Genomic DNA, 15,465 nt, shown 5'->3' on the forward strand with positions numbered 1-15,465 from the left:
GCCATGGCCGAAATGCTCGAGGTCTCCGGCATCACCAAGCGCTTCGGCGGTCTGGTTGCGGTCAACAATGTTTCCTTCTCGGTGCGCGAGAAGGAGATCCTGTCGGTGATCGGTCCGAACGGCGCCGGCAAGTCGACTCTGTTCAAGCTGATCTCGTCCTTCCTGCGGCCGACCGCCGGCGAGGTGCGCCTGAAGGGCGAACGCATCTCCGGTCTCGCTCCGCACATCGCCGCCCGCAGGGGCGTGGTGCGCACCTTCCAGGAGACCACCATCTTCAAGAACATGAGCGTGCGCGACAACGTCATCATCGCGCACCATCTGCGCTCCAAGGCGAGCCTCCTCGGCTTCTTTCTCGGCACCGGTACGGCGATAGCCGACGAAGCGGCCTTCGGCCAATCCGCCGACGAAATCCTGGCGCTGCTCGGCCTCTCCTCGCTCACCAACGAGACCGCCCGCAATCTGCCGCACGGCCATTTGCGGGCGCTGGGCATCGCCATCGGGCTGGCCACCAACCCTTCCATCCTGCTGCTCGACGAGCCCTTCGCCGGCATGAACCACGACGAGACCATGCGCATGGTGGAGATGGTGCGGCGCCTGCGCGAGCGCGGCCTGACCATCCTTCTGGTCGAGCACGACATGCCGGCCGTGATGAAGATTTCCGACCGCCTCGTCGTGCTCAATTTCGGGCAGAAGATCGCCGAGGGAACGCCATCGGAAATCCAGGCCAACGAGAAGGTGATCGAAGCGTATCTCGGCAGCGAAGACGAGGCGATCGGCCTATGAACCAGATCCTGAACTTCGCCAATGTCGAGCTCTATTACGACCACGTTTACGCGCTGAAAGGCGTCTCGCTCGAGGTCAATGAAGGCGAGACCGTCGCGCTGATCGGTGCCAACGGCGCCGGCAAATCGTCGATCCTTCGCGCCATCACCGGTCTGCGCAAGATCAGGTCCGGCGAAATCCAATATAGCGGCAAGCGCATCGACGGCGCAGCGCCCGACGAGATCGTCAAGATGGGCATCGCCATGGTGCCCGAGGGACGCCGCGTCTTCCCCTTCATGTCGGTCCGGGACAATCTCCTGATGGGCGCCTTCACGCGCTCCAGCAAAGCCGAGATCGCGGCGACGATGGAGATGGTGCTGGGGCGGTTCCCCCGGCTGAAGGAGCGCTTCTCGCAGGCCGCCGGCACGATGAGCGGCGGCGAACAGCAGATGCTGGTCATCGGCCGCGCGCTGATGGCGAAGCCGAAGCTGCTGCTGCTCGACGAGCCGTCACTCGGCGTCGCGCCAAAGCTCGTCCAGGACATCGCCCGCTCGATCGTCGCCATCAACCGCGACGAGAAGGTCAGCGTGCTGCTGGTCGAGCAGAATTCGCGCATGGCGCTGCGTATCTCGCAGCGCGCCTATGCGCTGACCACCGGGAGTGTCGCGCTGAGCGGCAACTCCGCCGAATTGCTGACCGACGACCGGGTCAAGCGTCTTTATCTCGGCGGCGAGATCTGAGGCTGATTTTCAATGCGCATTCTCGTCATCAATCCCAACACCACCCAATCGATGACCGCCAAGATCGGCGAGGCAGCGGCAAGCGTTGCGTCCGAGGCCACCCGGATCGTCGCCGTCAACCCGGCCGACGGCCCGCCGAGCATCGAGGGTTATTTCGACGAGGTCTTCGCCATTCCGGGCATCATCGCGGAGATGGGCAAGACGCCGGCGGCGGATGCCTACGTTATTGCCTGCTTCGACGACACCGGGCTCGATGCAGCGCGCTGCGCGACGGAGGCTCCCGTCATCGGCATCGGCGAGGCGGCGTTCCACATGGCGAGCCTTGTGGCCGGCAAGTTCAGCGTCGTCACCACGCTTGCCCGCTCGGTTCCCGCGATCGAGCACAACCTCGCGAAATACGGCCTCGCCTCGCGCTGCGCCAAGGTGCGCTCGTCGGAGGTCGCCGTGCTCGAACTCGAACGTCCGGCCTCGAATGCCAGGCACAGGATTTCGCAGGAGATCGCGCGCGCCATAAGAGAGGACAAGGCCGAGGCAATTGTGCTCGGCTGCGCCGGCATGGCCGACCTTGCGCACAGCCTGTCCGAGGAGCATGGCGTTCCGGTGCTGGACGGAGTCGTTTGCGCTGTCACGCTGGCCGAGAGCCTGTTCAAGGTCGGCTTGAAGACATCGAAGATCGGCGGCTATGCGGCTCCGCGCGGCAAGCGGTTCGCCGGCATGTTCGCGCCGATGTCGCCGACGCAAGCTGAGATCGTTTGAGCATGATGCCGAAAGTGCGGAGCGGTTTTCGGACGACATCATGCTCCGTCTCCTGATTTAGAGCCGGATGATTTCAGGTCGACCCGACCTGAAATCATCCGGCTCTAGGCGGCTCGTGCCGCCGGACGAGCGGCCGGCAGCCGGACAGGTGGGATTGACCGCCGCGCGAGCGATACTAGATTGAACGGGCTGCCGGCGATTTGGGGACAGATCGGGCCATTCGGGCCCGCGCATTGAAAGTATGTTGACGGTACTCAGGGAAGAAGATCGAGACGACAAGCCGGCGGCGCGCTGGTCGCCGATCTACTATGGGCTGAGGGATGCAATCGTCAGCCACCGCCTCGCCCCGGGCACCAAATTGCCGGAGGACGAGTTGGCCTCGATCTATTCGGTGAGCCGCACCGTCGTGCGCGCCGCCCTGCAGGCGCTTGCGCATGACCGGCTGGCACGGCTGGAGCCAAATCGCGGCGCCTTTGTCGCGCAGCCATCGAAAATCGAGGCGCGGGAAGTGTTCGAGGCAAGGGCGCTGATCGAACCAAAGGTGGCAGCGCTCGCCGCCAGAACTGCAGTGCCGTCCGACATCGCGCAATTGCGGACGCATCTGGAGAAAGAGCACGAGGCGCTACATGACGGCCGCGACAGCGACGCCATCATGCTGTCGGCGCGCTTCCATGTCGGCATCGCCGAGATCGCCGCGCATTCGGTGTTCACCAATTTTGTCCGCGACCTCGTCTCGCACTCCTCGCTGATCATCGCGCTCTACTGGAAGCGCCGCGACGCGACCTGCGAGAAGCATGCGCACCACGCCCTGGTCGACGCGATCGAGGCCGGCAACAGCGCCGACGCGGCCGCCCTGATGAACAGCCATTTGGTCGACCTGCTCTCCGGCCTCGACCTCACCGACAAGGTGGAGAAGTCGGACAGCCTGGCGGATTTGCTTCGAGCTTAGAGCTAACAGCGGTTCAGCCGGGTCGCTGAACGCTGGAGGACTGGGCTAGGCCGCGGCGGCTTGCGAGTAATCCATCCGCTCGAGGTCGGCGATGAGCCCGGGTCCGGTCGGCTGCCAGCCGAGATGCGCGCGCGTCCATTCGCTCGACGCCGGCATGTCGAGACCGGCGAACATGGCAAGCCATCCGAAATGGTCGGCCGCTTCTTGCTTCGACAGCGAGACCACCGGCACGTTGAGGCCTGCGCCGATCACTTCCGCGATCTCGCGCATCGGGATGCCTTCCTCGGCGACGGCGTTGTATCGTACGCCGGCTTCCTGCTTGTCCAGCGCCAGACGGTAGAGCTTCGCGACATCGAGCACATGCGCCGACGACCACCGGTTGCGGCCCTCGCCGAGATAGGCCGACACGCCCTTGGCGCGCGTTTGCGCGATCAGCGGGGTGATGAGGCCCTGCTTCACCGTGTCATGCACCTGCGGCAGCCGCACCACCGACACCTTGACGCCCTTCTCGGCCATCGCCTGGCCGGTAAGCTCGGACAGGATGCGCGGATTGGGATGGTCGGTGTTGAAGACGTCTTCCCTCGCCGGCTGTCCCTGTTCGGCGGAGCCCATGCCAACGCCCGACGTGATGATGAGCAGCCGGTCGGAGCCGGCGAGCGCGCCGCCCAGCGCTTCGATGACGCGCTTGTCCTTCTCGCAATTGGCGACGAAGTTCGAGAAATGGTGGTCGAAAGCGGTATGGATCACCGCATCCGACTTCGCCGCGCCGTCGCGCAGGCTGTCGAGGTCTTCGAGGTCGCCGCGATGCGGCTCGGCGCCTGCGGCCACGAGAGCGCGCGCGCCGGCGTCGGAGCGGGTCAGACCGAGCACCTGATGGCCGGCGGCAAGAAGCTCAGGCACGATCCTGGAACCGATGAAGCCGGTCGCGCCGGTAAGGAATACACGCATGGGAGGTCTCCTGTGGTTGTTCGGAGGTCTTATTTGCGCTACAAATCATTCTGTTAAAGTAGTGACTTTATCATGGTATAATAGCCAACAGGATGGCGATGCCCCAAGAGATTGCCAACAAAGAGACGACCAACAAGCTGGGCACGTTTCTTCGCGATCGTCGCATGCGCCTCGATCCCGCCGCCTTCGGCTTCGCTACGGGGCGACGGCGCACGCAAGGGCTGCGCCGCGAAGAGGTGGCGCAGCGGGCCAATATCAGCCCGACCTGGTACACCTGGCTGGAGCAGGGGCGGGGCGGCGCGCCGTCCGCCGATGTGCTGAACCGCATCGCCACCGGCCTGATGCTGACCGAGCCCGAACGCGAGCATCTGTTCATGCTGGGTCTCGGGCGGCCGCCGGAGGTCCGCTACAAAAGCGTGGACAGCGTGACGCCGCGCCTGCAGCGCGTCCTCGACGCCTTGGACCCCAGTCCAGCGATCATCAAGACCGCGACATGGGATGTAGTGGCCTGGAACCGTGCTGCCGCGGCGATGCTCACCGACTATTCCAAGCTGCCGCGCGAGCAGCGCAACATCCTGCGCTTGATGTTCGGCAATCCCCGCGTGCGCGACGCGCAGGACGACTGGCAGAGCGTCGCGCGTTTCGTGGTCGGATCCTTCAGGGCGGATGCGGTCCGCGCCGGCGCCGGCGCGGAGGTCACGGAACTCGTCGAGGAGCTTTCCCGGGCGAGTCCGGAATTCGCGGCGCTCTGGCGCGACAACGAAGTCGCGCCTGCGCATGGCGAAGGCGTGAAGCGCATGCGGCATCCCGAGATCGGACTGATCGAGCTGGAATTTTCTGTCTTTGCGGTCGACGGCCGGCCCGAGCTCGGCATGATCGTCTACAACCCCGCGACGCCTTCTGACGCCGAGCGCATCCGAACCTTGATCGAATCCCGCGCCGGCTGACTGCGTGCCTCTCAGGCACTCGCCGCCGCGCGCCTTGGCGCCTGCGGCGGTGGCCGAGGCCGTCGAGTTCGAAGGCCCGATAACTGAGGCTGCCCGCAAGGCCGACGCTGGTGGAAAACGAGTTGCTGAGCGGTACGGCGAGCGATCGCAGGGCCGAGATCGTCCTCGATCAACGCCAGCGCCGGATCGATGCCGGCTGAGATCCCGCCCGACGACGCCCTGAAGCGTCAGCTTTTCCGCCGCCTGTCCGATCGCTTCGGGGTAGCGTCAGCGCCGCCTGGCTGCCTGATATGATCGATGAAGGCGCGCAGCTTGGGCAGCACCTGGTGCCTTTCCGGATAGTAGAGGAACACGCCCGGCGTGGTCACCGCGAAGCGGCCGAGCAGCGCCTGCAGACGCCCATCGGCGATCGACGCCTCGGCAATGGGGCCTGGCACCTGCGCCAACCCGACGCCCTGGATCGCCGCGCCGAGCAGCGAGGGATAGTCATGCGCGATCAACGGTCCCGAGACGATCGCCTCTATCGTCTTGTTTCCGTCGACAAAGGACCATGGCGCGACCGAGCCGTTCGAACGGCGCAGGCGCAGGCAGGCATGGTCGCGTAGGTCCTCGATGCGCTCGGGCGCCGCGCGCCGGCGCAGATAATCCGGACTGCCGACGACCACCATCGGGAAGGAGGGCGTCAGGCGAACGGCGACCATATCGGGCGCGATCAGGTCGCCCATGCGGATGCCGGCATCGAATCCCTCGGCGGCGAGATCGGCCAGCTCGCCGCTGGCGACAATCTCCAGCTCGATCTCGGGATACGACTGGCAGAAGGAGGCGATCATCGGTTCCAGCAGCATCGGCACCACGGCCGGCGGCACCGAAAGGCGCAACAGCCCCGCCGGCCGCTGGCCCATGCCGCGCGCGATCTCGCTCGCGGCGATCAGTTCCTCGAAGGCGGGCCGGGCGCGCGCGAAAAAGCGCTCGCCGGCTTCCGTGAGGCCGACGCTGCGCGTCGTGCGGATGAAGAGCGCAGCACCTATGCGCGCCTCGAGCGTTCGTATCGCCTGGCTGATCGCTGACGGGGTGACGGCGAGCTCGGCCGCCGCCTTACGGAAATTGCGGTGCCTTGCGACGCTCAAGAATGCTTCGACGCCGTCGAGCGCGCCATGCCTGACTGTGAAGTTCTGCTTCATGACCCATAGACATTATCGCGGATAGTGGTTCGCAGAAAGCGGCCGTATTTCTTCCGTGACCTGGAAGCCTGAAGGGAAGTGGCAATGACAAATGAACTCGATCGCGTGCGCGATCACTACCGTGCGACCGGCCTCACCGACCGATTGAAGACCACGCTGGCGGTCTTTGGGCCTGAGCAACAGCGGCTGAAGCCCGAACAGTTGGCGACTCTTGACCAGTTCCACACTCGCGGGTTGGCCGCGACGGCGGAGCTCGCCAACCTTGCCGTCATTACCGCCGACATGTCGGTGCTCGATGTTGGATCGGGCGTCGGCGGGCCGGCTCGCTTTCTTGCGGAGACCTATGGCTGCAGGGTTACGGGCGTCGACCTCAGCGAACCCTTCGTCGAGGCCGCGCGCTACCTGACCGCTCGAACCGGACAGGACGACAAAGTGTCGTTCGAAACCGGCAGCGCGCTTGCGCTTCCCTTCGAGGACGACCGGTTCGACGCCGCGTTGTTGCAGCATGTGGCGATGAATATCGCTGACCGGCCGCTGCTCTATCGCGAGATCAGGCGCGTGCTGAAGCCCGGCGGAAAATTCGCGACCTTCGACGTCGTGCTGAATAGCGGCGACCCGTTCTATCCGGTGCCTTGGGCGAAGACGCCCGGCGAAAGCTTCCTGCTGACGGCCGAGGCGACCTGCGAGGCGATCGAGGCCGCCGGCTTCGGCACGCTCGTCCGCCGCGACGACACGGCCATAGCCAAGGCCTGGTTCGCCGAGCTCCGCGCCTCCGGCCCGCCGCCTTCGCTCAATCTCGGCGTCGTCATGGGCCAGGGCTTCGCCGAATTCGCCACCAATCTCGGACGCAATCTCATGGAAGGACGGTTGGGCATCTTCACGGCGGTGTTCGAAGCCGTTCCGGTTAAGGCTTCATAGGAGACAAAGATGTCACCGGCGGTGATCTTCAACATCCATCTCGCGCTGGGCTACGTGCCATGGCTGCTTTGCTTCGCCGCTTATATCTGGCCGAGGCTGAGGTCGATGGAGCCGGTCGGGGCGCAGCGCGCCATCGCAACGCTGCACAGCTTCCGCTTCTTCGGCCTCGTCTTCCTCATCCCGGGCGTGGTCGGCCCCGAGCTTGCGCCTGGCTTCGCAGGCTTCGCCGCCTATGGCGACTTCGCCACTGGCCTGCTCGCCATGCTGGCGCTGCTCGGGGTGAAGCGGCCCACGATCTTCTGGCCGCTCGTCGTCGCCTTCAATGTCGTCGGCGTGGTCGACCTTGTCGGCGACTACTATCACGGCGTGCTGCTCGACCTTCCGGGGCAGGCCGGCCAGTTGGGCGCGACTTACGCGATCCCGATCCTCTACGTGCCGCTCTTGATGATCACGCATGCCGCGGCCTTCTATCTGCTGGCGCGTTCCAGGCGCCATCAGCCGGCAACGGCCTAGTACATTGGGTTTGCCATATGCTTCGGCGCCGGCCATTCGCTCGTGATCTCCGGCTGCACCGGACGTTCCAGATAGGTCGACAGCACCACATAGCTGCGCGTCGAGGTGACGCCGGGCGTGTCGTAGAGGCGGGCCAGCAGCCCTTCCAGCGCGCGCGTATCCTCGGTGCGCACCTTGAGCAGCATGCAGGTGTCGCCGGCGACCGTATGGATCTCCTCAACCTCCGGGTATTTCGAGACCGCCATAAGTTCCGGCGTCTTGCCCCAGCCCCTTGTGTCGATATGCACGAAGGCGAGCAGCGGCTTCTTTACCGCCCTCGGATCGATGAGCGCCGCTGTGGCGCGGATGGCGCCGCTGCGCTTCAGCCGCTTGACTCGCTCATGCGCCGCTGGCGGCGACAGGCCGACGCGCTCGCCGAGCTCGGCATAGCTGATGGTCGCGTCCTCGACGAGGACGCCTAATATCTTTCGGTCGATCGGGTCGACCTCACGGGCCGGCTGCTTGTTCCGCTGAATGTCATCTGTTTCTGCGTCCATATGGAAATTCTCCATTGATGCGGAATTTAATTCGGTCATTATGATAATATGTCGAACAGCAATCAATCAGCAATTATGACTGAGGCGCCGCGGGCACCGATTCCCGCCGCCGCCTATCTGCTGACCGGCTGCATCGCCGTCATCGGCTCGAATTCGCTGGTTCTTGGACCGATCGCGCCCGCCGTCGCGGCGTCGTTCGGCACCAGCGTGCCGGCGGTGATGACCGCTGCCGCCGCTTTTGGCCTCGGCACTTCGGCCAGCGCCCTCTTCCTTGCCCGCTATATCGACCGGATCGGCGCGCGCCGCATGCTTCAAGGCGCATTGCTGTTGCAGGCTTTGGCGCTGGTCGCCAGTGCGCTCGCGCCGACCGTCGCGTTGCTTGTGACCGCCCAGTTCGTCGCCGGCGTTGCCGCCGGCATCGCCATGCCGGCGATCTATGCCAGCTCGGCCACGATCGCTCCGCCCGGCCGCGAAAGCGGCACCATCGGGGTGGTTCTGACCGGCTGGACGCTTTCCATGGTAGCCGGCGTCTCGCTGTCGGCCGTGCTCGCCGATCTGATCCACTGGCGCGCTGTCTTCGCGGCCGTCGCGCTGCTGGCGGCAGCGGCCGTTGCCAGCCTGGCGATGAGCTCGCTGCATGACACCAGGAAAAGCGGCCCCGCGCCGTCGCCGCTCGGCGCGCTCGCCGTACCCGGCATCCTGCCGCTGCTCATTGCCTGCGGCGCCTTCATGACCGCCTTCTATGGCGTCTATGGCTATCTCGGCGATCATCTCCACGAAGCCCTCGGCGAGCCGGTCAGCGCCAATGGCCTGGCGGCGGTCGCCTACGGCCTCGGCTTCGGCGCGGCGGCCTTGCTGGACGGCGTCATCGACCGCCTCGGCGCCCGCCGTGTCATGCCCTTCGCCTATCTGCTGGTCGCGGCCGTCTATGTCGCGATCGCGCTGGCCAGCACCGGCTTCGGTCTCCTGCTTGCGACGATCGCCGTCTGGGGCCTCGCCAACCATTTCGGCCTGAACGTGCTGGTCATGCGCCTCACCGCGCTCGACCCGTCGCGGCGCGGCACCATCATGGGACTGAACAGCGCGGTCACCTATCTCGCCGTCACCGTCGGCACGGCAGGCTTCGGCCCGCTCTACACGAGCCTCGGCTTCGCCAATTGCGCCCTGATCGCCGCGGGACTGATGCTGGTGGCGGCGTGCGCAGCGACGTGGCGCTCAGTCGGTCCTCGGTAACAGGCCTGCCCCACTCTTCATTTGCGGCCGGAAAACCGTTTCGCGCTTTCTCGGAATTGCTCTAAGGCTGCCTTGCGAACCGGAGTCGCAGCCGATGAAGACCAGCCTCGAGATCACCGCCGAGCCTTTGCCGCAGGCTCTCGCTTTCCTGAGCGGGAACCTCACCGCCTTCAACGATGCCGATGTCGGCGCGTCAGGCCGAAAGCCGCTGGCGGTTTTCGTACGCGACGAAACCGGCGCCATCGTTGCAGGCATATCCGGCTACACCGCCTGGGGCTGGCTTTACGTGCAGTGGCTGTGGGTCGACGAAAAGCTGCGCGGAAAAGGCGTTGCCGCCGATATGCTCGACGCAGCCGAAGGCGAGGCTGTTGCGCGGGGCTGCCACGGCGCCTGGATCGACACCTTCAGTCCAACCGCTGAGAAGGTCTACGAGCGCCAGGGCTATAAGCCGTTCGGCGAATTGCCGGATTTCCCGATCGGCCGCCGCCGCATTTTCCTGCAGAAGAAGCTGCCTTAGAGCAATTCCAGGAAAAGTGTGGAGCGTTTAGGCTCGGCGTCTTCGCCGTAGCCTTCCGTCCGGAATTGCACGAACAAAGACTCTACCCGGCGAGCTTTCCGCCGCGCAACGGCTCGGGCGCGCCGGTGGTGCTCGGAAAGCTGATCGGCAGGCCGCGCAGCACCCGCACGGCAAGGAAAGCAAAGCACTCTGCTTCCACCGCGTCGCCCTTCCATCCGAGCGTCTCGGCCTGCACCACTTCGACGCCGGCGCGGCTTTCGAGCATTGCCATCATCGTCGGATTGTGGCGGCCGCCGCCGCTGACCGCGAGCCGCTTCGGCCGGCGCGGCAACAGGTCGAGCGCCTTGCCGACGGCAGACACGGTGAAGGCCGTCAGCGTCGCCGCGCCGTCCTCCGCACCGAGCCCCTCGGCCATCGCCGCGGTGAAGTCGAAGCGGTCGAGCGATTTCGGATAGGGCTTCGTCAGGTACGGATGCTGCAAGAGACTGGCGAGCCGTTCCTCGTCGACCTTCCCGGCGGCCGCCAGCCTGCCGTCGCGGTCCATCTCGCCGAGGCCCTTCGCCTTGATGAAATCATTGACCGGCGCATTGGCGGGACCGGTGTCGAAGGCGACGATATTGTCCTTGCCGTCCCACCAGGTGATGTTCCCGACGCCGCCGAGATTGAGCACGGCGGTGTCGCCGCTCGGGTCGGCTTCGTTCAGCAGCGCCGCATGATAGGCGGCGGCCAGAGGCGCCCCTTGTCCGCCGGCCGCGACATCGGCCGAGCGGAAATCATAGGCGACCCTGGTGCCGAGCAGCGAGGCCATCAGCTCGCCATTACCGAGCTGGCGAGTCCTGCCGATCTTGCCTGCCTGCGGCGCGCGGTGCAGCACCGTCTGGCCGTGGAAGCCGACGACGCCGATATCGGCCATGCGCATCCCCTGGCTCTCGACCAGATTCTTGACCGCGGCCGACTGCGCGCGGGTCAGCGCCTCCTCGGCTTCGCGAAAAATTGCCGGCTCCGGTCCCTCGAAATTCCAGGCGCGGGCCTGGCGCAGCGTCTCTTCGAGCAGGGCGCGGATCGATTGCGGGTACGGGGCGAGCGTGTAGGTGCCGGTGTCGGCGATGCGCTCGCCGTCCGTCTTGATCAGCGCCACGTCGATATTGCCGTCGAGCACCGTGCCGGTCATCAGGCCGACGGCCCAGATTGGTTCCATGGTCTTGTCCCCGAATCGTCGTCCAACCACGTGTCGGACGGATCGGCGCAGCAGGCAAGTCTTTCACCGCGCTCTTGCCGGCGGCCTTTTGCGCCAAAGAACAAAAATCGAGCAACCACGTTCTTGCCTCTTGCCGCCGAAGGCGCGAGCCTGCGGGACCGATACCGACCTGTCTCAAGGAGGAAAGTCCATGGCAGCCAATGTTGCAGTGATTGCGGGCGCCGGCTCGGGCTTAAGCGCCTCGCTGGCTCGGCTTCTCGCCAGGGAGGGCTTCCGCGTCATCCTTGCCGCGCGCAACGTCAACAAATTGGCCGCGCTGGTCAAGGAAACCGGTGCGCTGGCCGTCGAAACAGACGTGTCGGACTCGGCCTCCGTCGAGCGGCTGTTCGAGGCGGCCGACAACGCAGGGCCGCTCGAAATCGCCGTCTTCAACGCCAGCGGCCGCACGCGTGGCCCGATAGCCGAGCTCGACGCGGAAGCGGTCAAGCAGGCCTTGCTTGTCGGCGCCTATGGCGGCTTCCTGGTCGGCCAGCAGGCGGCGCGCCGGCTTCTTGCGCGCGGCTCCGGCTCGATCCTGTTCACCGGGGCCACGGCAAGCCTCAAGGGCTTCCCCGGCTCGGCCGGTTTCGCGATGCCGAAATTCGGCCTGCGCGGTCTGGCGCAATCGATGGCGCGCGAGCTTTCCCCCAAGAACATCCACGTCGCGCATTTCATCATCGACGGCCAGATCGAGCCGGCCGGACAGGCGCCGGAACCAGATCGGCCGGATCGTCGCTTGTCGCCCGACGCGATCGCCGAGACCTATCTCGCCGTCCATCGCCAGCATCGCAGCGCCTGGAGCTTCGAGGTCGAGCTGAGGCCTTGGGTCGAGACCTTCTGACGCCCCATCGCACGAACCAATAACGCACCCCGCAGCAATCGCTTTAGTTTAGAAAGTTTGCATGTTCCTTGATGCTATCTTAGCGATCTGCAATGTAAAAAAACCCGAATAAAAGATACCTTTACTTAACTCCGGCGTGCATACTGCGAATTGGTCAGAATTGTTGTCCGGCTCTCCTGCACGACAGAGAAATGCGCATGCCGCTTACACGTCGCACGCTGTTTGCAGCCGGAGGCGGAGGGCTGCTGATCGCGCAGTCGCAAGCCGCGCCGGCCCAGGCGCAAGACGCTCCAAAACCCATCGTCAGCGACAACAAGCTGCGCATCGCCATGCCGGCCTTCGCATCGGATCCGTTCTTCCCGGCTGACGGCTCTGGAGCCAGTGGCATCGACATGGACCTTGCGCGCGGCATTGCCGCCGAGCTTGACGTCGAACCGGTTTTCGACAGGTCCGCCGTGACCTTCGACGCGATGGTGCAAAAGCTGACGTCCGGCCAGGCGGATCTGGCAATCGGCAAGCTCAGCCGCACCCTTCAGCGCGGCCGCTTGATCCTCTATTCTCGGCCCTACGCCATGTTTCACCAGGGTCTGCTCGCCAACCGCGTGAACCTGGCGCGCATCACGCAGGGCAAGCCGCCCGAACAGATCATCCGCGATTTCTCCGGCGATCTCGGCGTGATCGAAGGCTCGTCCTTCGCCACCTATGCGGCCGCCACTTTCCCGCACGCCACGATCCGGCGCTTCGCGGGCTGGAATACCGTCATCGATGCGATCCGCAACGGCACCATCGACCTCGCCTATCGCGATGATTTCGAGATCAAGAAGCTGATGGTCGACGATCCGTCGATGACAGTCGTCGCGCGCTCGATTACGCTGACCGACAAGGTCGACACGATCGCGGTGGGCGTGCGGCCGGACAATCCGCATCTTGCGGCCTTCGTCGATCTCTATCTCGATCTCGCTCGAGGCCAGCAAGTCCTCAACACCGACGAGATCATTGCGCGCTATCGCCAGGGGAGCAAAGCCTGACGATGGCCGTCTCGGATGCAGCCGCACACATGCTGATCGATTGGCGCCTTGGGGCAAAGCGCATCCTGCGCTCGCCGTTGACAACGATCATCATGATCCTGGCCGGCATCCTGTGCGGCCTCTACTACCCGGCCTTTGCGCATGCGATCAGCCCTGTGGCGCAGGTCTATCTGAATTTCCTCAAGATGGTCGTCCTGCCCTATCTGGTCTCGTCCGTGATCTTCTCCATCACCGCGATGGTCCAGGATCCGAAATCGGTCCGCTATCTCGGCAAGGTCGGCATAGCTGTCCTGGTCGTGTCGTTCCTCGCCGTGCTGGTCAGCGGCACGTATTCGCTGATCCTCAAGCCCGGCCAGATCGAGGACCCGCAATCGCGCATCGAGCTCGGCGAGTTCATCAATTCGCAAGGCAGCGTCTCCACCGACCTCGCATTCCCGTTCCAGCCGCCGCCGTCCACCGGTAACCCGGATGGCGACCATTCGATCTTCCTGGATCTGGTGCCGAACAACGTCTTCAACGCGCTGGCCTCGGGCCAGACCATCCAGGTGCTCCTGTTCTGCCTGCTTTTCGGGCTGGCGATGGGCAAGATTCCCCAACCCTCGTCGCTGAGCCTTTCACAGGCGCTCAACGCGGTGTACCGGGCCTGTACGGTGCTGACCAACTGGTTCGTCTGGGGATTGCCCTTCGCGACCTTCATCCTGATCGCCGACCAGACCGCGTCGACCGGCACCAAGCCGCTGATGCTGATGGGCGGCTATCTGCTGGTCATGGGCCTTTCCTGCGTGACATTCCTGGCCGGCGCGTTCGCCGCCATCGCCATACGCTCGCGGCGAAGCTACTGGGCCACGATCAAGACCCTTCAGCCGCTTCTGATGGTGGCCATCACGACGCGCTCCACGGTTGCCTCGCTGCCCTGGGTCATCAATCTTTTGAGCGAGCGGCTGAGGTTCAACCTTGTGGTGGTCGAGCTGCTCGTGCCGTTGCAGGCGGCGCTGCTGCGGACCGGCCCGGCGCTGGTTTACACCTCGGGCGCCCTGTTTATCGCCCAGCTCTACGGCCATCAGCTGGCGATCCCGGATCTCTTGCTTGTCGGCATCGTCTCGGCGCTTCTCGCCCTCACCACCGGAGGCATGGGCAGCCTGCTCATCTTGTCGCAGATGTCGATCGTCTGCGGTTATCTGAAGCTTCCCTTCGAGGCGGCATTCGCCTTGTTCGTCGCGGTGGACGCGGCTGTGGACACGCTGATGACGCTGTCCAGCGTCTCCACCGTCGCGGCAAGCACGGCAATGATCGCGCCCAGCCATCGGGAGGCGGCGCAGAGCGCTGAAGCCGTCGCGCAAGAGTTCGAAGCCGAGCCCGCCCGATGATCGACGACGGCATCCGTCCTCAGCTCGGCATTATCGGCGGTCTTGGGCCGCTGGCATCGGCCGATTTCTACTTCAAGCTCACTCGGATGACCGAAGCGCTGCGCGACAACGAACACGTGCCTTGCGTCATCCTCAGCGTGCCGCAACTGCCCGACAGGACCGAAGCGATCCTGGCCGGCCATGACGGGCTGCTGGCCCCGCTTGCCGCCGCGGTCTCGACGCTCAACGCGCTTGGCGTTGCCTGCATCGCCATGCCCTGCAACACCGCCCATCACTGGTACGACAAGCTGGCGGCAAACTCGTCGGCCGAGATCATCCACATCGGCGACGCGGTGGTGGCGGAGATCCGCCGCGGCCTGGACCGGGGCCGGGTTGCGAACCTCGCGACTCGGGGCACCCTGGTTTCCGGCTTCTATCAGCACAGGATAGCGGCGGCGGGGTTTGACCTCTGCCTTCCGCAGGATGCCGAGTTTCAGGAGCGCGTCGACAGCGCGATCATGCTCGTCAAGGCCGGTTCGATCGCGCAAGCGGCGGCCGAGACCGAGCGCGCGCTTCATCTCGCGCAACGGGCCGGCGCCGATGCAGCACTTCTCGGCTGCACCGAATTGTCTGTGGTGGCGGCCAGCCTCGGCGACACGAACGGATTGATCGTCATCGACAGCAATGCGGCCCTGGCGCGAGCCAGCCTGACACGATTGGGCTTCGGCGTTCAGGAAGCGCGGGGCCTGCCCACCGTCTCGTCGCTACCGGCATACGACCGGCCGTCCTTGCGCGTCGCCCCGCGAGCTTCATAGGCGCGCAAGCGTCCATCGCCTCGCCGTCGATACCCGCTCACCAGCAACTGCTGTTCTGCAAGTCACAAAATCTTTGAGAGAATATTTTCCACCTCCCGTTTGAGAGGAAAAGCGCTTCTTTGCCCAGCCGGGCAGCGTTGGTGATGCTGGTATCAAGGCTTCGCATCCCGCCAGGCCAAAATGATTTCAGGATCGCAA

17 protein-coding genes are annotated in these 15,465 nt (G+C 65.0%); 13 read left to right on the forward strand and 4 right to left on the reverse strand.

The genetic code is table 11. From position 1 onward, the window contains the following. Positions 1–3 precede the first annotated feature (3 nt). The 4 genes from FJW06_RS03120 to FJW06_RS03135 all read left to right on the forward strand — a co-directional run bounded on the left by FJW06_RS03120 (position 4) and on the right by FJW06_RS03135 (position 3,207). The gene (locus tag FJW06_RS03120) at positions 4–783 is read left to right on the forward strand and encodes an ABC transporter ATP-binding protein (RefSeq protein WP_140747824.1); all 780 of its coding nucleotides are present in this window, start codon (positions 4–6) and stop codon (positions 781–783) included. Then, positions 780–1,502, forward strand: coding sequence for an ABC transporter ATP-binding protein (locus tag FJW06_RS03125; protein ID WP_140747827.1), 723 nt, complete (start codon positions 780–782; stop codon positions 1,500–1,502). Before FJW06_RS03120 ends, FJW06_RS03125 begins: the two co-directional genes overlap by 4 nt. Before the next feature lie 12 nt (positions 1,503–1,514). Further along, the gene (locus FJW06_RS03130) at positions 1,515–2,258 is read left to right on the forward strand and encodes an aspartate/glutamate racemase family protein (RefSeq protein WP_140747830.1); all 744 of its coding nucleotides are present in this window, start codon (positions 1,515–1,517) and stop codon (positions 2,256–2,258) included. A 241-nt stretch (positions 2,259–2,499) separates the two neighbouring features. Continuing rightward, positions 2,500–3,207: a GntR family transcriptional regulator gene (locus tag FJW06_RS03135; RefSeq protein ID WP_140747833.1), complete on the forward strand. Its 708-nt coding sequence runs from the start codon at positions 2,500–2,502 to the stop codon at positions 3,205–3,207. Positions 3,208–3,252: 45 nt separating this feature from the next. On the opposite strand, the gene FJW06_RS03140 is transcribed toward FJW06_RS03135, so the two are convergent. Then, entirely contained in the window at positions 3,253–4,155 is a 903-nt protein-coding gene (locus FJW06_RS03140; protein ID WP_140747836.1) for an SDR family oxidoreductase, read from the reverse strand. A 98-nt stretch (positions 4,156–4,253) separates the two neighbouring features. Here FJW06_RS03140 and FJW06_RS03145 point away from each other — a divergent pair, with 98 nt between their 5' ends. Further along, positions 4,254–5,102, forward strand: coding sequence for a helix-turn-helix transcriptional regulator (locus FJW06_RS03145; RefSeq protein ID WP_140747839.1), 849 nt, complete (start codon positions 4,254–4,256; stop codon positions 5,100–5,102). A gap of 227 nt (positions 5,103–5,329) precedes the next feature. Here FJW06_RS03145 and FJW06_RS03155 read toward each other — a convergent pair whose 3' ends face one another. After that, a complete protein-coding gene (locus tag FJW06_RS03155) occupies positions 5,330–6,283 on the reverse strand; it encodes a LysR family transcriptional regulator (RefSeq protein WP_140747842.1) in 954 nt (317 codons plus the stop codon). Positions 6,284–6,367: 84 nt separating this feature from the next. Between FJW06_RS03155 and FJW06_RS03160 the strand changes: the two genes are divergently transcribed. Both FJW06_RS03160 and FJW06_RS03165 read left to right on the forward strand, forming a co-directional pair. Continuing rightward, entirely contained in the window at positions 6,368–7,201 is an 834-nt protein-coding gene (locus tag FJW06_RS03160; RefSeq protein WP_140747845.1) for a class I SAM-dependent methyltransferase, read from the forward strand. Positions 7,202–7,210: 9 nt separating this feature from the next. Beyond that, positions 7,211–7,714 (forward strand): hypothetical protein, encoded by a 504-nt coding sequence (locus FJW06_RS03165; protein WP_140747848.1) that lies wholly within the window; start codon positions 7,211–7,213, stop codon positions 7,712–7,714. Here FJW06_RS03165 and FJW06_RS03170 read toward each other — a convergent pair. Next, positions 7,711–8,250 carry an Lrp/AsnC family transcriptional regulator gene (locus FJW06_RS03170; protein WP_140747851.1) on the reverse strand — a complete coding sequence of 180 codons (540 nt, stop codon included), beginning with the start codon at positions 8,248–8,250 and terminating at the stop codon, positions 7,711–7,713. The genes FJW06_RS03165 and FJW06_RS03170 overlap by 4 nt on opposite strands. 48 nt (positions 8,251–8,298) lie before the next feature. Between FJW06_RS03170 and FJW06_RS03175 the strand changes: the two genes are divergently transcribed. Together FJW06_RS03175 and FJW06_RS03180 are read left to right on the forward strand one after the other, a co-directional pair. Next, complete coding sequence (locus FJW06_RS03175) at positions 8,299–9,483, forward strand: MFS transporter (RefSeq protein ID WP_140747854.1); 1,185 nt, start codon at positions 8,299–8,301, stop codon at positions 9,481–9,483. 94 nt (positions 9,484–9,577) lie between these two features. Then, positions 9,578–10,000 (forward strand): GNAT family N-acetyltransferase, encoded by a 423-nt coding sequence (locus FJW06_RS03180; protein ID WP_140747857.1) that lies wholly within the window; start codon positions 9,578–9,580, stop codon positions 9,998–10,000. Positions 10,001–10,082: 82 nt separating this feature from the next. Here the strand turns inward: FJW06_RS03180 and FJW06_RS03185 are convergent, their stop codons facing one another. After that, a complete protein-coding gene (locus FJW06_RS03185) occupies positions 10,083–11,198 on the reverse strand; it encodes an anhydro-N-acetylmuramic acid kinase (protein ID WP_140747860.1) in 1,116 nt (371 codons plus the stop codon). Positions 11,199–11,388: 190 nt separating this feature from the next. Between FJW06_RS03185 and FJW06_RS03190 the strand changes: the two genes are divergently transcribed. From FJW06_RS03190 to FJW06_RS03205, 4 genes are all read left to right on the forward strand, one after another. Continuing rightward, positions 11,389–12,078, forward strand: a complete 690-nt coding sequence (locus tag FJW06_RS03190; RefSeq protein WP_140747863.1) for an SDR family NAD(P)-dependent oxidoreductase — start codon at positions 11,389–11,391, stop codon at positions 12,076–12,078. Between the two features lie 197 nt (positions 12,079–12,275). Beyond that, complete coding sequence (locus FJW06_RS03195) at positions 12,276–13,106, forward strand: transporter substrate-binding domain-containing protein (RefSeq protein ID WP_181178125.1); 831 nt, start codon at positions 12,276–12,278, stop codon at positions 13,104–13,106. Positions 13,107–13,135: 29 nt separating this feature from the next. After that, entirely contained in the window at positions 13,136–14,473 is a 1,338-nt protein-coding gene (locus tag FJW06_RS03200) for a cation:dicarboxylase symporter family transporter (RefSeq protein WP_246674508.1), read from the forward strand. Further along, positions 14,470–15,267, forward strand: coding sequence for an amino acid racemase (locus FJW06_RS03205; RefSeq protein WP_140747869.1), 798 nt, complete (start codon positions 14,470–14,472; stop codon positions 15,265–15,267). Before FJW06_RS03200 ends, FJW06_RS03205 begins: the two co-directional genes overlap by 4 nt. The last annotated feature ends 198 nt before the right edge of the window (positions 15,268–15,465 follow it).

The organism is Mesorhizobium sp. B4-1-3, assembly GCF_006439355.1.
In the GTDB taxonomy this organism is placed as follows: domain Bacteria; phylum Pseudomonadota; class Alphaproteobacteria; order Rhizobiales; family Rhizobiaceae; genus Mesorhizobium.